Genomic DNA, 21877 nt, shown 5'->3' with positions numbered 1-21877 from the left:
ACGTTTATTTTAACATTTGACGGGTCAGTTCCTGAAAAGCTTCTTCCACCGCATCGCCGGTTTTGGCACTGGTCAGCATCACGGTAGCCCCTTCTGCTTTTAAACGGGCAATATCTTCATCCGAAATTTCCCATTGGTCTTTCAGGTCGGCTTTATTAATCAATACGATATAAGGAACGACACCCACCGTTTTTTCCACAAAAGCTTTGATTTCTTCTCCTTTTTGAATGGTATTCCTGCGGGTACCGTCCATGACAATAAAATAGCCGGAAGCGCCCATGATATACGCCGGTTTAATTTTCTGGAACTCATCTTCTCCATGAATATCCCACAACATCAAATTCACCTCCTGACCATCCACATCTACCCGTTTCTGATCAATTTTCACCCCGATGGTGGTATGGTATTTTTCGGAAAAAATGCTGTTCACAAAACGTTGCACCAGGCTGGTTTTTCCTACGGCAAAAGAGCCGAGCATACATACTTTTTTCTTTATCATAATTTATCTGGTTTTACATATTTAACCTGAAAACTAACCGACCGGTTTTCGTAGGGATGTGTGGCGTTTTCAATAAACCGCACCTTCGGCACCAAAACTTCCTGTGGAATACCATGCCGGATCATCCGGTTAATAAACTGTTCGGCACGATACCGTGCAATGGTTTTGTTCCCTTCCACATTGCCGGCATAACTGGTATAAGAATTCACAATAATTACCGGAACCGAATCCTGGTCAAGACTAAAATTCAAAACATTCTTTACTTCGGTAATCAGCTTGTCAAAGTCTTTCGCCTGAACACTGTCGAGCGCAAAAACATTGTATTTAAAATGAAATACATGCTTTTCGATGGCTAAAATATTTCGTTTTACTTTTTCAGCCACCGGAGTCGAGGCAAAAGTTAACCGGAGTTTCTGAACCCCCGGAATTAAAGCATAACGCTCCCGTAACTTTTTCAGCCACGATTCGTCCGCTTTCCCCGAAACGGTTAGTACACCGTTCTTAAAATGAAGCATGACCGTTGGCGGCGGAAGCAGGATTTTTTCAGCCCGGTTCAAAACAAAAGCAGGAGCCAGCGAAAGATACGGGCTAAACGAAAACTGTACCTGCTTATTATCCATTTTATTTTTCGACAAAAAAGAAGTCGGCTTTGCCGCTAACGGATCGCGCAAGCCCCAAAAAGTTATCTTCCCAAACCAGGGATTAGATGCTTTTGTCACCACAATACCCGGCGTATTTTCCAGATCGGCCAGCAGGTGTTTATAATGAATGTGCCGCATGATTCCGGCAAAGATTCCATATCCAATAAGTGCTAAGATCAGCAATAACAAAAGAATAGCCATTACCGGTTTTCGTTCCTTTTGCGGCTTTTGTTCTTTCTGCAAACACTGCTTCAACAATTGGTTATCCTGCTCGAAAGGGGTTACATCCCCACCAAAATCTTCCAGCTCTCGATAAAAAGTGACATGAATATTTTCAATGGTTTCTTTCAGTAGATCATGATAGGCTTTCGGCACATTTCCTTCGACTACAGAGGCCAAAATAGCATGCGGTCCCTGCTCAAGCAAAATACGCATACGCCCCACATTAATCTCTTCGAGGGTACTCTCTTTTTTATCGGTAAAAGAATCCTGAACAAAATCCTTAATGGCAGAAAGCATGGCAGAAACCATATCGGCATCCGTTGCCTGCTCTTGTTGCGGATCGGCTGCCTGAGCCAACAACAAACCGGTACCTTTGTGAATCAGAAAGACCTGTTTGACCTGATAAATATAAGCGTGCGAAAGAACAATTTCGCTGTATTTACGACCGCTAAACAATGCCTGAAGCCGCCATCCCAGCCTTTTTAATGAAAAACCATGCTCGAGGGTGTTGTTCAGACTGTCCAGCATTTGTTTGATATCGGCAGCCACGGCTTTTCGAATGGCCGGCATCATGATGGGAAAAAGAATGTCGGCCAGTTTTTCAGGATTTTGCCGGATGCTTTCGCCCAGGGCTTCTTCCATTAACGGCAACAAATCATCAATGGAAATATCACCGGCATCCACCATTTTTCGAATGGAAAGCGGCAACAATTTTCTGATTTCATCCGCAAATTTCTCCGGGTCTTTTACAATACTGTTCAGTCGTTGTAGCTCTTCCCGGTTTAAACCGGTAAATATTTCCCGCAGTTCATTAAGTTTTTTCTCGGCAATAGACCGCGCCACTTTTTCTGTTAAATCGTTTTTCGCCATAAGATTATTATGAACGGGCCGTTCCAGTCCCGGTACTTTTTATTTCAATTTTTGAATCATCATACCAAAAAGCTCTGCTATTTCAGCTTTATTTACCTTTTTGTCTTCCAGTTTTTCCACCCATTTCATCATTTCCTCTTTCACCGCCTGGATAGAAGCCCGTATTTCATCCTGCTGTTGTTGGGCTTCTTCTTTCAGGTTCTTTAGTTTCTCTTCATAAACCCGAAGATTTTCCTCTGCTTTTTCTTGAAATTTTTTATCCGTATCATCCAATAAATGATGAAGTTCAGTGCTTCGCTGTGCTTCTTCGGCTAACTGTTTTTTTATCGTTTCTATTTTTGCATCAAAATCCGACGCTTGTTTATCCAGTTTTTCATCCAGTGTTTTAAACTGGTTTTTTATAGTCATTAACAATTCATTACGGAGTTCTGACAACCGGTCGTTCACGCCCTGAAGCTCTTCACCAAAAAGAATTTCTTTAATGCGTAAAAGTGTATCCTGCTGGTTTTCGGGATCGCTCATTGTCTTGGGTTTAAGCGGTAAATATTTTGGTATAAAGATAGGAAAAAATGCAGAAATTGTTCATCCACCAATTAGCAAGCTGGAAAAAGGGGGACTATTTTTCTACTGTGCCAGGTTAAAACGCAGCGTAAATCCGCCACTTGTGGTCGCATTGGCCAGCTGCGACGAAATATAAGGCGTGTTTTTATTCATATTGAAATAAGCCCGTAACTGCAAACTTTGACTCAGGTTGTAATCAGCAGAAAAATTCAGGGTAAACTGTTTGGAACCAGCCGAAACCTGATTGGTACTCTCATCAATCCGGCGCAGGATGGTTTTGTTATCACGAATACCGATATCCAGTTTCAAATTAAGATCGGTATTGTACTTTCTCGGTCTGCCTCCCATAAAATTCCCCACGGAAAATTTCAATCCTTTCAGGCGATAACTCATCCCAATAACAAATTCTTTACTGTCAATCTCCGTCAGCTGGTTATTTACGAAACTCATTATCACATTTCGCGATTTCTTATACTCCAACCGTCCGCCCATACTATTTTTCATGGTAAAATCGATACCGATAAGCGGGCTGTACTGTTCAATGAATGAAACCACCCCTATATCATAACGGCTGATAAAATTGTTACTGTTGGGGAAAGTTTTTCCCGGATCTTCCGGATCAAAAATCACATTGGTTTTCCAGGAGTTAATACTCATGAGCGAACGGTAACCATGGCTGATATTAAATCCTCTGAAGATATTGCGAACCGCTTTAATGTTGGTAAGTCCGCTAAATGTAATCCGCCAGTTTGGCAAGGGGAAAGAAGGAAACGGATTGGAAATATTAATTTTTGAAGCATCTTTTCCGGAATAAGCAGCAAGGAAAGAGTAATACATAACCTGTTGCTGATTGGAACCATATCCCATTGGATAATAATCATTCGCCAGCGAATCATACACATATTGCCCGTTCCAGGCCGGATTATTCCGGGCCAAGCGTTCGGCAATCTCTTTCCGGTCTGCTTTAAACTGTTCGAAAGTAGCCGAAATATTATCCGCATTATTTTTTTCAAAAGAAGTAGAAATAAAAGGATAGGTAATACTAAAGTTACCGGTCTCCTGTGGGGTATAATTTACAAACTCTTCCAGCGACGGGCTGTACCGGTAATAAGATGTATAGTTTTTAGAGAAAACCCGGTCACCGTCAAGATCAATTCGTATAAAGTTCAGTATATTGGCATTTACTTTATACGACATGTGTTCGGTGAATTTGGTGATATACGGTTGGTTCAGAATGGTATCATAAGTAAGCCAATCGTTTTGAGCTGCTTTATAGCGAATATCTTTCTGACTTCCCAAAACAAATCCCACACCCGGTGCACCATTAGACACATTAACACCCGCAATGTCAGGAACCGGAACAAATCCGGGCAACCGGGTACCATCAGTACGGCGATAAACAAAGTTGGCTTTTTTGACCATCATCAGGAAACGCAAAAAGCCTTCGCCTATCGTTTTTCCCACTCCAGGACCTTTGTTCTTCTGTTTTACAGTATCGGCAGCAGCAGTACGGGCTCTCTGGCGTTGAGGAGCAGCACGTTGTCCGATACGCTGCCTACCGTTCCGGCTATTGATTTTCCGCAAATAAGGAATTTTATTGTACAACCGGTTAAAATCAGCACCGGCATTAAACTGGATACTTCGGGCATTTTCTATCGTATTTCCCATCCGTTGCTGGATAGCTACCGGCGAAGCATTCCAGTTGTACTGCACCTGATAACCGGCCGATCCATTCAGCCATTCGGTAAGCGGGAATTTGGCAAGAGGCAAACGGTATGTTAACTTTATCGACTGATTAAAGTTTTGCAACGTACCCATACTCCATATTTCACTCCACACTTCGCGTTTATACTCTTCCCATGCCTCTGTATGCTTATCCGGATAAATTTGCGGCTCACGAATATAAGCTCTTGCTCCGGCCACATAATCCAATGATAATGAACGAGTAAAGTCAAATTTAAAAGAATAATCACGATTATACTTCCAATCGCGTTTTACAGTAGGTTTAGTAATAATATCCCCAAAGCTCTTATCGCGATAAAGCCGGTTATCGATCACACGGTCCATACTAAACCGGAAAGAGAGACTTTTCGGCCACAAATAAACATTGAAATCATGCAGCCACCGTAACCAAGGCGAGGACGTTTTCTTGCTTTTGGCAAAAGGCTGGAAATTTTTGGGCCGGGTATTAAAATTATAACCCAATCCGCCACGATACGTTTTTAACCGGTCGGAAGCTATATCAATATTGCGATGATAAATCTGCGAATAAGCAAAAGAAAAATTAAAGTTTTCCACATCATAAATCCGGGGTTTCCGGTTTTTCTTTTTCCCCAGATTGGTTCGTTCTTTCCGCAAATTCATGACGTTGAAACTGGTACGGCGGGTATAATCTATCGCCATATCTTTTACCGAATCGCGCTTGGCTTTGTCCACGTAAGTATCCAGGTCGTCTTTCAGTTTGGTATCCGGATTCATCGGATTGTATCGGGGCGTACTAATCCCTTTTCCATAATCGAAATGGACAGGAATTTTCAGTCCGGTTTTCTTCGGTAACAATTTTCCCAAATCCAAATCTGTAGCAATGGTATAATTTACAATGTTATCCTGCGAGATCATATTCAGTTTTTGATCGAGGCTTCCAAATCCGGCCGATGTATAAGCCCCATTCACCATCACCCGGCCAAAATCAGAGAGAGTGGCTTCAAGCCGACCGGTTCCGGCCCATCCGGGCGATTTATTAAAATCGGTCAGCCGCAATTCGTCCACCCAAATTACCGCATCTTTTTTCTCTCCGTCATCATTAAGGTTGGTCCCCTGCTGTTTGGGATTTCGCACACCAATCAAAATCCCTTTTACATCGCTGATGCTCGGATTTCCGACTACCGTAATTTTGTTGGCTCCGTCATACTCCACAAATGGCCTTGAAAGATCTACATCTGAATTGGGATCGCGCATGGCAACATTCCGGTCTTGCTTGGCCTTTACCAGTTTATCCAATACCAAATCCATCCGGTTCTGCTCGGGCCAAATAGCATCCGGGTCGGCCGACGAAGTGTACCAGGGCGTTACTTTCAACGGCATTTCATATTCGTAGTAGTTATGCGTAAAGTCCGAACCAATACGGATAAAAATGGTCAGGTCGCCATCTTTCAGATCCTCATTGGCCAAAAGTTTTTCGGCATGTACATACATTTTTATCCTTTTGTATTGCCGGAAGTCGAAACTGGTATTTTTATACGCCCCCCTCGCATCTCCATCTTTCAGGTTAGCCACAGTAAACTGCAGCGATTGTTCATTAAGCCGGACATAATTCGTCGTTCCGAAATTCACTTCACGTTCGATTCCCGGCGGAATCACATACGGAATTGGTGTCCGGTTCGAATTTTCTTCCACATTGACCGTGGAAATCACAAATTTGGTTCGGTTTCCGGCATCACCCGGCAGATATTCTCCCTGTGACAATAACGAGTGCATATAATTGCGCCATTCACCCCGCACCAAACTAAAGGTGGCAAACCGGCAAATAATCGGCTTCGAAAATCCTTTCATAAATACCCGCATAAAGCGTATCGACTGGAAATTGTCAATGTTTCCGACGACCTTGGTAGGAAGCTGAATCGGGATCTTAAACTGATACCATTTGACACTGGTTACATTTCCGTTGGGAAGTTTAATATTTCCAGCAGTACGAACATCTTCGATGTAATTTTTACCGACCACCATTTGTGTCGGATCCAGGTTAATGCGATATTGAAAATAACGTTCCGATTCGTTCAGGGTATTATCGTGATTAATATCTTCCTGATTAGGAAGATTGGTAGCACTGGTTTGATAAGACTCCGGATTTTCCGCATCGGTGGGGGAGTTTCCTTCAGCATTATTGTAATTTTTATACCGCTCAGAAATACTCGAATATTTCGGATCATTGTCATAATCGGTACCCCGGTAATAATGGTAATCATCGGCCGACGGGTCTTTTTCAGCTTCTTTATAGGCTTCTGATCCGGTTCCGTACCGCTCATTGATCAGTTTCAGGAAATTATTTCTGAAAAAAGAATCTTCATCTTTATCCCCCAAACCATCATACCCCACATCCTGAAAAGGACGGGAGCCCGGAATATTACTAAACGACTCAACCAAAGCCTGTTTGGTAGGAACCCGCCCCCAAACCGTGGTATCCACATCTTTTACTTCTGCCGAGGTAGGCAAACCGTTTTCGTAACTTTTACGTCCGTCACGCAACAAATCTTCAGAAATATCTCCCAGGTCAATATACAGCTGTCCCCGGTTATTCGGGTCTTCGGTAAACGGATCCATCATCCAAAACTCTATATACTGGATATTGGCCGCCTGAAAATCGGTGGTTTCCAGGCTACGCATGATTCCGCCCCAACGGGTTTGTGGTTGTGCCAGACTTCCATCGGCATTCATTCCCGCCGAATAAGGCCCCGGATCCACATCATAGTTATAAGGTCCTCTTTCTGACGGGTAAAAAGCCAGATTCAGCACCGGAATATTCGTGACCGTTCCATTGGGAATATCCCTGTTGGGGAAAACTTCCGTTTCGAGTACCTGACGGGTAGAGTTTTTAGAGATCTCATCTTTTGAGATATTTTTCGGGCGATAAATTCCGCGTGTGTCATAAAAGATGGTCGGGTCAATAACATACCAGGCAAATTTAGCCCGGTTTTTTCCGTAATCCAGGCCGGAGTTCGAATAGGCTTCCGGAAACAGGTTCGGCTGTCCCTGCGGCGTACTGGCCAAAAACCACGAACTAACACTCATCAGGTCGATGGTTGATTTGGCTCCTTCAAAATCGTCAATGTAGCTGGTTCCTGATTTTCCCACCGTTTTGGAATGGCCAGGAAGAAATTGGGCCATCTCTGCATTTAAATTAATCTTCGATTTTACCCGGGGATTGGTTCCCGGAAGGCTTCCGAAAACTTTTGTCAGCCATCGCGAATTGTCGCTATAGGCCATATCGAGTCCCCAAATGGTGTTGGAAATAGGATCTTCACCGTAGTTTACCTTTTGGGTCAACGGTCGTTCATGAAGATTCAGGATGGTTCCTCCCACATGCAAATGCCGGTTAAATTCATGATCGACATGAAGTCCCATCATTCGTTTTTGCTGCAAATTGAACATGGAATTGCTTTCGAGCGAAACATGAATGGGTGTTCCGGAATTTAAAATTCCCTGGTTTAAAATAGTTACCTGCCCCATGGTATAATCCACCGTATAATCCACATTTTCGGTCAACGGCACACCACCTGCTGTCACTTTTACCGAACCACGCGGCACGTTCATGGCATTCAGACTGATCGTAGAACCCGACTGTGATTTATAAAAACCTTCGATGATATATTTGTTTTTATCCGGAAACTGTTCGGCTCCGGCTTTGGTCATGGTGTACAACGAGTCGAAAGCATATTTGTTTGCCAAATCAGGATCGTTCGGGAAAACCGAATCACGGATGTAGTTACCAAAAGGTTCCAGTTTTGTAAAGAAAATACGTCCGTTAGAAGCCTGTATGGTACCGCCCCGTGTAGCAGCCCCGTCCACAAAATCAAAAAAGCCGTCTCCACCAGGAATAGGATTGAGTTGCTGATCCAAATTATCCAATCCGAGTACATGAATCAACGGAACCCCTTTTACCTTGTCCGGACCTTCGGTAAAATATCCGGTAGGCACATCGCGGGTGTTTCCCGAATAAAGAATATTTAAAACAAAACCATCTTTCTGTACCTGATAAGCCCCGATAGAATACACATTCTTCATCATCAGGTTCCACATGGGCATGTGGGTGTTCAAAGTATTACTTTTCAACAATTTAACAATCAGGTTTTTGGGAGAAGCCACGCCTTGGTCTGAAAACTCTCCTACCTGAAAAACACTATCATGTCCAATAATGGTATATTGAAAAGCCACCGCCAGTACCTGATCCTGATTCAGGCTGGTATTCAGCGAAATAAATCCTAATTTGGTGTTTACTGTATATTCAGAAGGCTTTAAACGGCGGGCATTTTCCAGTTTTACATAATCCTGTCCGGACACAAAATAATGGGTTTTTCCTATTCCGAGAGGATCACCGTTAAGATAGCTTGAAACCGTATTGATATTACGCAACTGGGCTGTATCCATGCGCTGAATCAAGTCGTTGGAATGATTGGTAGGAATAACGCCTCCGGGTAACGGATGGACCAACCGGTTATAAATTTCATCCTGGCGTCCTTCGCCCAAATCGGTAAAAGCCACAATATTCCGGTTTTCTTCCGTAGCCGGCCCCACATTGGTTACCCATACTTCAATTTTAGTGATATTCACATCTGAAGAAATAATCGGCAGGGTACTCAGCGCTTTTTCATAATGATCGCGGAAAAACTGGCTGAGAAAAAAATGCCGGTTGTCTTCGTAATCAAGCGGGGTTAACTTAAAACTGTTTTGCTGTGCCCCATTTTGCACGGTAATGTTCTTGGTCTCGCTTTGTTGTTGCGAAAAAATAGCCGTTACCGATGTTTTTCCAAACTGCAGTTTGGTTTTGATTCCAAAAAGACTCTGGGCACCGGTAATCAGTGTCGAATTTAACGGCATACTCACGTTTCCGGCTTCTATGCTCTGAATAATATCATCTTTATCGCCATGATAATTGAGCTTGAGCTGATTTTCAAAATTGAAAGAAGATTCTGTATTATAAGCCGCTTTGAAAGTTAACTTCGTTCCGATTTTAGCGGTGACATTCATTTGAATTTTCTCGTTAAAATCGAAATTGGTAGTCCGTCGCTGACGCACATCCAAAGCCGGATCATCACGATAGTTGGAAAGTACTCCGAAACTGATTTCGGCCGAACCCTGAGGCCGGATATCAATGGCGCTGCTCCCAAAAATCTGTTCAAAAGCTTTTCCTTTCATGTACAATTTTGGGATCAGCCTTTTCCCTTTGTTCGTACCAATATTCAATGCACTTTCCTGCCAGTTCTTTTTGATCTCGCGTTGGAGTTCCAGTTTTTGAAAATCCTGAAAATCAAGGGTTGTCGGTGTACGGTATTCAAAATCCCCAACCTTAGTAACAAATTCGTAACTATTGGTCTTAGGATCGTAAATAATTTCTCTTTTAATATTATTGGGATCGTGCAGGTAAAGCGGGCTATTGTTTAGCGTATCAAGATAAGGATTTCCTGTAATGTCACGGAAAGGATAAATCAGCTGTTTGTAAAGGGTATCCTGATTCATTGCCTGTTGGACCGTATCTTTGATTTGGGCATATAAGCTTTCCGGGCTACTCCAAAACAAGCCTGCCGTCAACACCAAAAATAAAAACCACTTACGTAATTTGAAAAAGTATTGCACCTTAACCTTTTAAATTAATCTGACACGGGCCGGCACAGAGGCAGCCTTTCTTTTTACATATTTTTTAATGCTTCTTTGATGAGTGCTTCCACACTGTTGAAAGTTGATTTTTTTAACAGTTTATCCAGCACCTTGGATGCCATGACTTTGTTAAACCCAAGAATTACTAACCCTGATAACGCTTCATTCTTGATTGTATTGTTGGAAACACTGACTTTATCCGGCAAAAATCCCTGTTTTACGAGTTTATCTTTCAGGTCTACCACAATGCGCTGTGCGGTTTTGGCACCAATACCTTTCACACTTTGCAACACGGCAGCATCGCCCGAAGCAATGGCATTATAAGCCTCATCAGCACTCAACGATGAGAGTACCAACCGGGCTGTATTCGCCCCCACTCCAGAAACCGAAATCAAGGCACGAAACAGTTCACGCTCTTGTTCATCCGCAAAACCATATAAAATTTGCGCATCTTCGCGCACTACGTAATGTACAAACAGTTTTACCGATTCACGGTCTTTAATTTGATCAAAAGTATAAAGTGAGATGTTAATCCGGTATCCAATACCCTGATTATCAATAACAACATGAGTAGGAGATTTTTCAACCACTCGTCCACTAAAATATTCGTACATATCCTGTCCGGGTTTTGTTTGCCTTTCTGCTGAAAGACAAAAATACAATTTATCTCATACGAAACGTATAGAAAACTTTTTTGTCAGGAAAACGCATGCCCCCTTTCGTATGGCTCAATCAATTTTCCTACTTTTGTAAAATGGCAAAAACAAAAACTGTTTTTTACTGTCAGAACTGTGGTTATCAGGCATCAAAATGGCTGGGAAAATGCCCTGCCTGCGGCGAATGGAACACTTTTGTAGAAGAAGTAATCAGCAAAGCTGACGATAAAAAAAAAGGAGTTAAAAAAGGGGACAAAAAAGCCAAGCCGGTACCCATAGGTGAAATTACCTCCGAAAAAGAAGACCGGATAAACACCCAAAGTACCGAGTTAAACCGTGTACTGGGAGGCGGACTGGTCAGCGGCTCGGTTGTACTGGTAGGTGGCGAACCCGGTATTGGAAAATCCACACTCCTGCTACAAACAGCTCTGAAGATGAAAGGCCACCGGATTTTATATGTTTCGGGCGAAGAGAGCCTGCAACAAATTAAAATGCGCGCTGACCGTATCGGAATACAAAACGAATCGTGTTTTTTGTTGAACGAAACATTTACCACCGACATCTTTAAACAAATTGAATCCTTAGAGCCCGACATTTTAATCATCGATTCTATCCAAACACTTTATAGCGACACCCTGGAATCTTCGCCGGGAAGTATTTCACAAATCAGAGAAACCGCCGGAGAGCTCATGCGTTTTGCCAAAACCACACAAGTTCCTGTTTTTCTTATCGGACATATTACCAAAGAAGGAAACTTAGCCGGTCCGAAAGTATTGGAACACATGGTAGACACCGTTTTACAATTCGAAGGAGACCGGCATTATGGATTTCGGATTTTACGTTCGATGAAAAACCGTTTCGGCTCGACTTCAGAACTGGGAATTTTTGAGATGCATGCCGGCGGATTACGAGAAGTTCAGAATCCCAGCGATGTTCTCCTCTCGCAACGCGATGAAGCCACCAGCGGCATTGCCATTGCCGCCATGATAGAAGGCCAGCGTCCGCTGCTTATTGAAACACAGGCTCTGGTAACCCAAGCGGCTTACGGAACCCCTCAGCGTTCGGCTACCGGTTTTGACTTGCGCCGTATGAACATGCTGCTGGCTGTCTTGGAAAAACGCAGCGGTTTCAAACTCGGCACGAAAGATGTTTTTCTGAATATTGCCGGAGGTATCCGCGTAGATGACCCGGCCATCGATCTGGCCGTGGTGGCTGCCATTCTTTCTTCAACCGAAGACCTGGCTATCGACAGTCAGGTTTGCTTTGCCGCTGAAGTGGGACTTTCCGGAGAAATCAGAGCAGTAACCCGCGTGGAAAACCGCATTACAGAAGCCGAAAAACTAGGGTTTGATAAAATCATTTTATCGAAATACAGTTTGAAAGGATTGGACAAAAAACAACATCAAATTGAAATTGTCGGTATCGGCAACATAGAAGACCTGTTACAAGAACTTTTCGGATAAAAAACAACCACCTTCCGAGCCAAAATCCCAGCTTCGTTATACTTTGTGAAACAAGAAGAAACCAATAAATGTCTTTTAAAATTCCTGTTTTTGAAACCGCACCTGTGTTTCAAAAACAGGAATGAGTTTATGGATTTAGCCAGCCGGAAGCAAATTTATCGTATTTTTGTGAAAGTTTTCACATGGACAAAAACAGCACATCATGATTAAAAAATTAGATGAATTATTCCCTGCTTTGCAGGCCAAAAACAAAAAGAGACTGGTAGCCGCTTTTGCCAACGATGCACACACCATTAAAGCAATAAGCCAAGCCGTTGACATGGGCATCATCGAAGCTACTTTAGTAGGAGACAAAGAAATCATCACTACCGTTTGCCAAAAAGAAAACATCGACAGCCATAAATTCCAGATTGTAAATCAACCCGAAGAAATAGAAGCCGCCCGGTGGGCAGTGAGAATTATCAATGAAGGACATGGCGACATGCTCATGAAAGGGCTGGTAAGTACCGACAAATACATGCGTGCTATTCTGGATAAAGAAAACGGGCTGATGACTCCCGGTGCCATTTTGAGCCACGTTACGGTAATGGAAAATCCATCATACCATAAATTACTGATCATTGGCGATGTAGCCATTATTCCGCTTCCGGAATTAAAAGAAAAAATAGCCATCACGCAGTACCTTATCCAAACAGCGCATGCTTTGGGCATACAACAACCTAAAGTAGCCGTATTGGCAGCTACGGAACAAGTGATGCCTAAAATGCCAGCCTGTGTAGATGCCGCACTAATTTCAAAAATGGCTGACCGCGGCCAAATTAAAGGAGCACTGGTTGAAGGCCCGCTGGCTTTGGATGTTGCCATTGACAAAGAAAGCGCCGAGATCAAAAAAATCAACAGTCCGGTAGCAGGCGATGCGGATTGTTTGGTTTTTCCCAATATTGAATCGGGTAACGTTTTTTACAAAGCCAACACCAAACTAGCCCACGGAGAACAGGGGGCTATTGTAGTGGGAGCGCGTGTTCCTGCTGTACTTTCATCGCGTGGCGACAGCATTAAAACCAAACTTTATTCTATTGCATTGGCCGCCATTACCGCTAAATAATCGTACTTTTGCCGCCGCTAAGGCAAACAGAATTTAATCTGTAATTTTATGAACGAAGCCATCAGGATATTGGCCATTAATCCCGGTTCTACCTCCACCAAAATAGCGGTGTACACAGGTACGAATCCTGTTTTTATCCAAACGCTTCGGCATACAACCGAAGAGCTGGCTCCGTTCAAAGTGATTACTGACCAGTTTGAGTTTCGGAAAAATCTTATTCTTAAAGAATTAAAAAATGCCGATATCCGGCTGGATCTGATCCGGGTGGTAATGGGCCGCGGTGGCCTGCTCCGGCCAGTTAAATCCGGAGTTTTTGAAGTTAACGACATTATGCTCGACGATTTGCGCAGTTGTCGTTATGGAGAACACGCCAGTAATCTGGGTGGATTAATTGCTTACGATATTGCCCGGTCGTTACCCCATGCCAAAGCTTATATCACTAATCCGGTTGTAGTTGATGAATTAGACGATGTAGCACGTATTTCAGGACATCCATTGTTGCCACGTCGTTCCATTTTTCATGCTTTGAATCAAAAAGCCGTTGCCCGCCAGCATGCAAAATCCATTATGCGCAAGTACGAAGAGCTGAACCTGATTGTAGTTCATCTTGGCGGAGGCATCACGGTAGGCGCTCATAAAAAAGGCCAGGTTGTAGATGTAAATCAGGGACTTGACGGGGACGGACCATTTTCACCCGAACGTTCAGGAACATTACCTGTAGGTGACCTTGCCCGGCTGTGTTTTAGCGGAAAATACACCCTGAAACAAGTAGAAAAAATGATTAAAGGCGAAGGCGGATTGGTCGCTTACCTCGGCACGAACAGTGCCTACGAAGTTGGACAACGAACAGCGGCAGGAGACGAAAAAGCCAAACTAATTTACGATGCTATGGCTTACCAGGTAGCCAAAGAAGTAGGTGCCATGGGCGCTGTCCTGAAATATGAAATTGACGGCATTCTGATTACCGGCGGCATTGCTCATGACAAATACTTCGTAAATCAAATTATTTCGTATGTGCACCGGCTGGCTCCCGTACATGTGTATCCCGGAGAAGACGAAATGAAAGCACTGGCCATGAACGGTTTGCGCGTTATAAAAGGGGAAGTAAAGCCCAAAACCTACCCCGAAGACTGATTTCGTTTTTCTTAATTTTTGAACCTTTTTCTGTTTTCTACAGGTTTTAGTTATATTTGTGTGGTGACACTTTTATCCAGAAACAAAACATACTAAAATGGAAACAGGTATTTGCAAGACATATTTTATTACAACAAATCCTTCTTTTTTTCAACCGATTCAAAAAGTACTGAAAAAAATATGTCCTGATATACAATTTGTTTCCACCGTTGATTTTTCTCCGGAAAAAGTGTCTGAAGCAGATCTCCTTTTTACAGATGACGAAGCTATTTCTCACTTATGTACTGCTTTTTCAAAAATAAAATCAGAACATGAAATTCCGATTATTCTGTTTACCGGAAACCAACCAGATGCGCTGCATTTTCCCGAGTGCGTAGATGACATTATCACTACTCCATTTTCTGCCGTTCTTTGGGAAAAAAGGTTAAAGAACTATCTGCAACTTTACCAAAAAAAGAGAAAAGCAAATACCCAAAACGAAACCGGATTTGAAACGCTTTTCACAAAAAGTCATTCTGTGATGTTGCTGATCGATCCGGAAACCCGCCGCATTGAAGACGCCAATCCGGCTGCCTGTCGTTTTTATGGGTATCCGCACGATGTGCTCACCCAAATGAAAGTTTCACAAATTAATGCTTCATCTCTTGGAATCATTCAGGAAGAATTAGGGAAAGCACATTCGGGCGAAAAATCTTATTTTATATTCGACCACCGTTTAGCTGATGGCACCATAAAAACAGTGGAAGTTAACAGTGAAAAGATCACCTATAAAGGAAAAACGGTTATTTTCACCATCATTCATGACATCACCGACAAAAAAGAAACCGAAAAGCTGCTTCTCGAAACCAAGGAAAATTATCAGCGGGTTATCGAAAATGCCCCTGACATTATCGTTTTAATTGACCGGAATGGGATTATCCGTTACATCAATCAACGGATTAAAGATTATGATAATTCTGATCCGAGTGAACTTATAGGAGTTCCTTTTACTTCTTTTTTACCTCCTGATGAAACAGATAGAGCCATCCGGGCACTGGAACGCGTCTTCGAAAAAAGACAAACCGGTCATTATTTTTCCACCTGGCTCACGTTAAAAAACGGAAAAAAGATTCCGGTACTCACCAAGGGCGTTCTGGTCAAATTTACCGGTGAAGACCTGAATTTAACGTTGATCAGAGATATTAGCTACCTGAAAAAAGCAGAACAACGCCTGCAGCAAAGTAAAGAGGCCTTTGAACGTATTTTTAACAACCATTCCGTAGCCATTTACGTGCAGGATAAAACTGGTAAATTTCTGGATGTCAATCAGGCTGCACTAAAACTATACAAACTGAAGCATAAAAAAGATCTGCTGGGGAAAACCCCCGAAGTTCTCTCGGCTAAAGAAAAAAATAAAAATCTTCTTATAGAGGATTATATCGAGAGAGCCTGGAACGGAGAACCCTGTCAGTTTGAATTTTGGGGAAAAAGAACCGATGGCACCATTTTTCCAAAACTGGTTTCCATTGAAAGAGGAATTTATTACGGAAAAGATGTCATCTTTGCTTTCTCTTTTGATATGACACTCCTGAAAAAAGCGGAAGAACAACTGAAAGAAAGCGAAGAAAAATTCAATTCTATTTTCAACAGTTCACCTTTCCCGGCCAACCTTATTAATAAAGATTTCGAAATTGTTTTGGCTAACCGTCGCCTTTTGGAAATGCGAGGCGTAACCCTGGACGAAATAAAGGGAAAAAAATGCTATTCGTTTTTCATGGGCAAACAGGGGATTTGCGACAATTGTCCCGTAAAAGAAGTTTTTGAAAAGAAACATTCTGTAAATAAAACTGATAGTGTTTTTTTACCGGATGGAGAAAAAAAATATTTCAGAATTTCGGCTTATCCCATTTTCGATACAGACCATAATATAAAATATGTTGTAGAAAACACGGTGGATATTACCGACCAGAAAGTTGCGGAAGAACAGCTACGGGAAAGCATTACCAACTACCGGTTGCTATTTGAAAAAGCGCCGTTTGCCATTCTTACCACCCGGCCTGACGGAACCATTTTGGATGCCAATCCGAAACTACTGGAAATTATCGGCTCACCTTCTGTGGAAGAAACCAAAAAAATAAATATTCTGCAATTTCCGCCTTTAATCAAAACTGGATATACGAAACATTTTAAAGATTGTCTGGAAACCGGTAAAACCATTCGTTTTAAAACAGAATACACTTCCAAATGGGGTAAGAAACTGGTGGCCGAAAATATTTTCGTCCCCTTAAAAAATGAAAAAGGGATTATCCAAAAAGTTTACATTATCCTGCGCGACATTACTGAACAATACCAGGCAGAAAAACTGCTAATGGAAAGCGAAGAAAAATACCACTCTATTTTCCGCACCAGTATCGATGCCATCGCCATTAATGAATTTATAACCGGTAGATACCTGGAAATCAATGAAAGTTTTAAAACCATATTGGGATTTAAAAGTGATGATGAGATCTTAGGAAAAACGGATATGGAACTTCAGGTATGGGCCCGTCAGGAGGATCGCGAAAAGATGGTGGAACAGTTGAAACGAACGGGATTTGTAAAAAACCAGGAAGTACTTTTTCGTGGAAGGAATAATCAAATGGTCATCGGATTGATTTCTGCACAACTGATTTCTGTTCACGGGAAAAAATACATTGTTAATGAAACCCGTGACATCACCGATTTAAAAAAAGCAGAACAGGCTTTACGCGAAAGTCAGGAACTTTTTCAAACCCTGGCCAATATTTCGCCTACAGGCATTTTCAGAACTAATGCCAAAGGGAAAACAACTTATGTCAACCCCAAATGGAGCGAAATCACAGGTTATTCGATCGAAAAAGCTTTAAATCAAGGATGGATCGATATTTTACATCCTGAAGACAAGGATGAATTAATTCACCGCTGGGAAAAACGCATTGCTGCACACGACTACTCACAGGAACGGTTCCGGATTGTTCGTCCTGATGGTACTGTCCGCTGGGTTTTGGGCCATGCTGCTCCTGAATTTATTAACGGCCGGTTCGCCGGTTATGTAGGAACCATCACCGACATTACCGACATTGTTGAGACTGAAGAATCCCTTCGCGAAAGTGAAAACAAATACCGCTCTTTGGCAGAAACCTCTTCAGACCTCATTTTAACCTTTGACACTGAAGGAAAATTTACTTTTTTGAGTCCTTCATTGAAAAAAATGACCGGTTACGAACCGGAAGAAACCATTAATAAATATTTCTGGGAATTTGTTGCTCCCGAATATGTGGAATCTACCATTAAAAAATTTAAACGGGGGGTTGAGGGAGAAACTATTCCGTTATACGAAATTGAACTCCTGAAAAAAAACGGAGAACGACTTCCTGTGGAACTTAATGTAACATCACTCTATGATGCCAAAGGGAAAATCAAGGGTCGATTGGCTGTAGTCCGTGATATTTCGGAACGCAAAAAAGCCGAACAAGCACTTAAAGAAAGCGAAGCCCGGCTTCAGCGTTTTTCTGAAATTACCACCGAAGGTATTGTAATCCATAAAAACTCTGTCATTGTAGATGCCAACCAGACTTTTCTAAAAATAACCGGCTATACCCTGGAAGAGCTAAAAGGCTGCAATGTGGTAAAAAAACTGGCACATCCTGATTCGTATTCCATAATCTATCAAAACATTAAGAAAAAGTACGCTAAGCCTTACGAAATAAAAATCTTTAAAAAAGACGGAAGCCTGTTGCCGGTGGAGATCACGGCCATAGACTATACCGATGCCAGTGGTGAAATATCACGGGCTGTTGTTTTTCATGATATTACAGAACGGTTAAAAATGGAAAAAGCCATTCGCGAAAGTGAACAAAAATACCGTGAACAATCACGCCTTTTCCGACTGATGTCAGATAATATCCCGGACCTTGTATGGGCCAAAGACTTGGAAAATCGTTTCATTTTTTCCAACAAAGCCAATGCCGAAAAACTTCTGTTAGCCAATGATGTTAAAGAACCAATAGGCAAAACCGACTCCTATTTTGCGGAAAGACAACGCCGCCTCCATCCTAACGATGACAAATGGTTTACTTTTGACCTGGAATGTTCAGATTCTGACAAAAAAGTGCTGAGCACCAAAAAAGCCATCCGGTCGTTGGAAACCGGATACGTAAAAGGAAAATTCCTGGCTCTCGATGTTTTTAAAGCGCCTATTTTCGATGAAAACGGAAATTTAATCGGCACGGTAGGACATGGCCGTGACGTAACCAAAGAAATTGAAGCCGAACGAGCCATTCGGCTGCGTGACAAAGCCCTGAACGCCGCGGCAAATGCCATTGTAATTACCGATGCCAATGGAAAAATTGAGTGGATTAACCGGGCTTTTACCACATTAACCGGCTATTCCATTGAAGAAGCGGTGGGGCATTCCACCGGCGACCTGATTAACTCGGGTAAACAAGACAAAGATTTTTATGATGTTCTGGATAAAACCCTGAAAGCCGGAAAAGTATGGAAAGGTGAAATTGTAGACCGGCGAAAAGACGGTAGCCTCTATGTGGTAGAAGAAATCATCACACCAGTCACCAATGATGAAGGAAAAGTAGAACATCTGATCGGCATCATGACCGACATTACCGAGCGGAAAGCAGCTGAACGCGAATTGCTGGCGGCCAAAGAAGCTGCCGAAGAGAGTAGTCGGCTGAAATCGGCTTTTCTGGCCAACATGAACCACGAAATCCGCACCCCAATGAATGCCATTATGGGTTTCTCTGATCTGATGATTGATGCACGCTCCAGCGAAGTAATGAAGAGTTACGCCAAAATTGTCAGCAATAGCTCCCGACAGTTGCTTAACCTGATTGATGATGTAATTTTCTTGTCAAGACTACAAAGTGAAAAATTACCGGTAAAAAAAATAGCTTTTCGCCCAGCAGATGTAGTAAAAGAGATTTTTGAGATGTTCAACCTTCCGGAAATGAAAAACAATCTGGAACTCCGTACAACACTACCGGAAAATGCAAACGATATTTTATTTTATGCCGATGATTATAAGATCAAACAGGTTTTGACCAATTTTGTTTCCAACGCCATCAAATACACTCCTGAAGGTTTTATAAATCTGGGATTTAACATTTCGCAGAATAAAATTACCTTTTTCGTGGAAGACTCCGGAATTGGAATTGATGAAAACGAGCAGGCACTTATTTTTGATGCTTTTTATCGCGGTGAAAGAGCAGTATCCGCAGCCGTCAGAGGAACCGGACTGGGGCTCAACATTGCCAAAGGTCTGGTAGAACTCATGGGAGGAACCATCGGAGTAAAATCAAAACCCAACCAGGGATCCCGTTTTTATTTTACACTCGACTACGAACAACCGGAGAAAAAGGCATTAAAAAGCGCTCAATCGCCGGAATATAAAATCAAAGAAAGAAAAGATTTATCCCTCTTGATTGTTGAAGATGACGAAACCAACTACCTTTATATGGAGGTTTTGCTCAAAGACAAAGTAAAAAATATAGACCACGCCACCAACGGCCGGGAAGCCATCGAAATGGCAGAGAAAAATCAGTATGATTTGGTTTTCATGGACATTAAAATGCCGATATTATCGGGTGATGAAGCTACCCGGAAAATAAAAAAACAACATCCCGGACTTCCCGTGGTTGCCACGACCGCTTATGCCACACAAGAAGAAAAAGAACGGGCGCTGGAAGCCGGCTGCGATGCTTATCTGAGTAAACCCATTCAAAAGGAAGATTTATATGCTGTAATCGACAAACTGATTTCCGGAAAACCGGATTAACAGCACCTCGTATTCATAAAAAACCGGGGAAAGAACTTTTTCAGGATATACAGAAACTTTTTACCTTAGCAAACAGAAAAAAACCATCCTGTTGGAAAGATATCTTCAAATTCTGTCGGTTTCGCTGGAAGCGGTTTTCCTAAACAAGTCGCGTTCCTTTCTTACGGCATTGGGTATTATTTTCGGCGTAGCAGCCGTCATTGCCATGATGGCCATCGGAAATGGCGCCCGCCAGGAAATTCTGAACCAGATCAAAGTTGTCGGGGTAAATAATATTGTCATTCTGCCACAAAACCAGAATCAAGCAGCAAATGACAATACAAAAGACGATAAACAGACCGGAAATGATAACGAAAAGGCCCTGCAAAAAAAATATGTTTCCGGTTTAACCCTGAATGATGTCGAAAACATCAAAAACATACTGCCCACCATTCAATACATCACGCCGGTTGTTGAATACAAAGTAACAGCTTCTACCAACGGGAAAAAAGTGAATGCGCAGCTTACCGGTATTTCTACGGCCTTTTTCCGGATATTTAATCTTTCCATACGAAAAGGCGCTTTTTTTACACCGCAACAAGCTACCAATGGAGAACCGGTATGTGTCATCGGACCGGAAGTGGCCACTCGGCTTTTCCCCGACAAAGATCCCCTTGGAAAACAGTTGAAAGCCGGAAATGTATGGCTTAAAGTAATCGGCATCATCAAAGGCTTACGAGTAGATAAAAAAGCCGAAAAAATGGGAATTCTGGATTACAACAGAACCATCTTTACGCCATTAAAAACCATCTTGTTACGATATAAAGACCGGTCTTTAATTAACCAGGCATCGCTTTCCGGAGGCGGACAAACTTTTTTTATCGGAGGAGGATCCATCACCCTGTTTGGAGGCGATAACGGTCAAAATCAGGGAGCCAACAACAACCAGCTCGACAAAATCGTGGTACAGGTAAAAGAAAGCAGTGAACTGGTACCTACGGCAAAAGTGATTAAGAAAATACTGACTCGCCGGCATCAGAACACCCAAAATTTCGAAATCAAAATTCCGGAGCTACTGCTCCGGCAGGAACAAAAAACCAAAGACATTTTTAACATTGTACTGGGTGCCATTGCCGGCATTTCGTTGTTGGTGGGGGGTATCGGCATCATGAATATCATGCTGGCATCGGTGATGGAACGCATTCGCGAAATCGGCGTACGCCGCGCTACCGGTGCCACACAAAAAGATATCATCTTCCAGTTTCTGGCCGAATCTACTTTTATCAGTATCACAGGAGGCGTTATTGGCGTATTGCTCGGCGTCATTATGGCCAAAGTGATTACGCTTACCACAGGAATTCTTACCATCGTTTCTTTTTGGTCTATTTTGTTGTCGTTTGGCGTAGCGGCAGCCGTGGGGATCATCTTCGGTTATCTGCCGGCAAAGAAAGCCGCACAGCAGGATCCGGTGGAATCGCTGCGTCATGATTAATTTCATGCCAACACCTTTACAGTCATAACACCCTTATTTTCAAGGCATTTCTATCATTACCAATACTTTTTTGGAGATAAATTCGAATGATTACCT

Annotated in this window: 10 protein-coding genes; 5 read left to right on the top strand and 5 right to left on the bottom strand. The window is 42.5% G+C overall.

What is annotated here, in order from left to right; translation table 11 throughout:
• Positions 1 to 4 precede the first annotated feature (4 nt).
• From LA303_RS02960 to ruvA, 5 genes are all read right to left on the bottom strand, one after another.
• Positions 5 to 499, bottom strand: coding sequence for a Rab family GTPase (locus tag LA303_RS02960; protein ID WP_240526448.1), 495 nt, complete (start codon positions 497 to 499; stop codon positions 5 to 7).
• Positions 496 to 2232, bottom strand: coding sequence for an insulinase family protein (locus LA303_RS02955; protein ID WP_240526447.1), 1737 nt, complete (start codon positions 2230 to 2232; stop codon positions 496 to 498). The genes LA303_RS02960 and LA303_RS02955 overlap by 4 nt, the downstream gene beginning before the upstream one ends.
• 39 nt (positions 2233 to 2271) lie before the next feature.
• Positions 2272 to 2754, bottom strand: a complete 483-nt coding sequence (locus LA303_RS02950) for a hypothetical protein (protein ID WP_240526446.1) — start codon at positions 2752 to 2754, stop codon at positions 2272 to 2274.
• A gap of 102 nt (positions 2755 to 2856) precedes the next feature.
• A complete protein-coding gene (gene sov, locus LA303_RS02945; RefSeq protein WP_240526445.1) occupies positions 2857 to 10026 on the bottom strand; it encodes a T9SS outer membrane translocon Sov/SprA in 7170 nt (2389 codons plus the stop codon).
• 170 nt (positions 10027 to 10196) lie between these two features.
• Positions 10197 to 10778, bottom strand: a complete 582-nt coding sequence (ruvA, locus tag LA303_RS02940) for a Holliday junction branch migration protein RuvA (RefSeq protein ID WP_240526444.1) — start codon at positions 10776 to 10778, stop codon at positions 10197 to 10199.
• 140 nt (positions 10779 to 10918) lie between these two features.
• Between ruvA and radA the strand changes: the two genes are divergently transcribed.
• The 5 genes from radA to LA303_RS02915 all read left to right on the top strand — a co-directional run bounded on the left by radA (position 10919) and on the right by LA303_RS02915 (position 21781).
• Entirely contained in the window at positions 10919 to 12283 is a 1365-nt protein-coding gene (gene radA / locus LA303_RS02935; RefSeq protein ID WP_240526443.1) for a DNA repair protein RadA, read from the top strand.
• A gap of 202 nt (positions 12284 to 12485) precedes the next feature.
• On the top strand, positions 12486 to 13388 hold the full coding sequence (locus LA303_RS02930; RefSeq protein WP_262901554.1) for a bifunctional enoyl-CoA hydratase/phosphate acetyltransferase: 903 nt from the start codon (positions 12486 to 12488) through the stop codon (positions 13386 to 13388).
• Between the two features lie 48 nt (positions 13389 to 13436).
• Complete coding sequence (buk, locus tag LA303_RS02925) at positions 13437 to 14522, top strand: butyrate kinase (RefSeq protein WP_240526442.1); 1086 nt, start codon at positions 13437 to 13439, stop codon at positions 14520 to 14522.
• A gap of 229 nt (positions 14523 to 14751) precedes the next feature.
• Complete coding sequence (locus tag LA303_RS02920) at positions 14752 to 20310, top strand: PAS domain S-box protein (protein WP_240526441.1); 5559 nt, start codon at positions 14752 to 14754, stop codon at positions 20308 to 20310.
• A gap of 91 nt (positions 20311 to 20401) precedes the next feature.
• Positions 20402 to 21781, top strand: coding sequence for an ABC transporter permease (locus LA303_RS02915; protein WP_262901553.1), 1380 nt, complete (start codon positions 20402 to 20404; stop codon positions 21779 to 21781).
• Positions 21782 to 21877: the final 96 nt, after the last annotated feature.

Source organism: Candidatus Sulfidibacterium hydrothermale (assembly GCF_020149915.1).
GTDB lineage: Bacteria > Bacteroidota > Bacteroidia > Bacteroidales > F082 > Sulfidibacterium > Sulfidibacterium hydrothermale.
The sequence above is the reverse complement of the archived record's forward strand: the minus strand, read 5'-3'. Positions and strand labels throughout refer to the sequence as shown.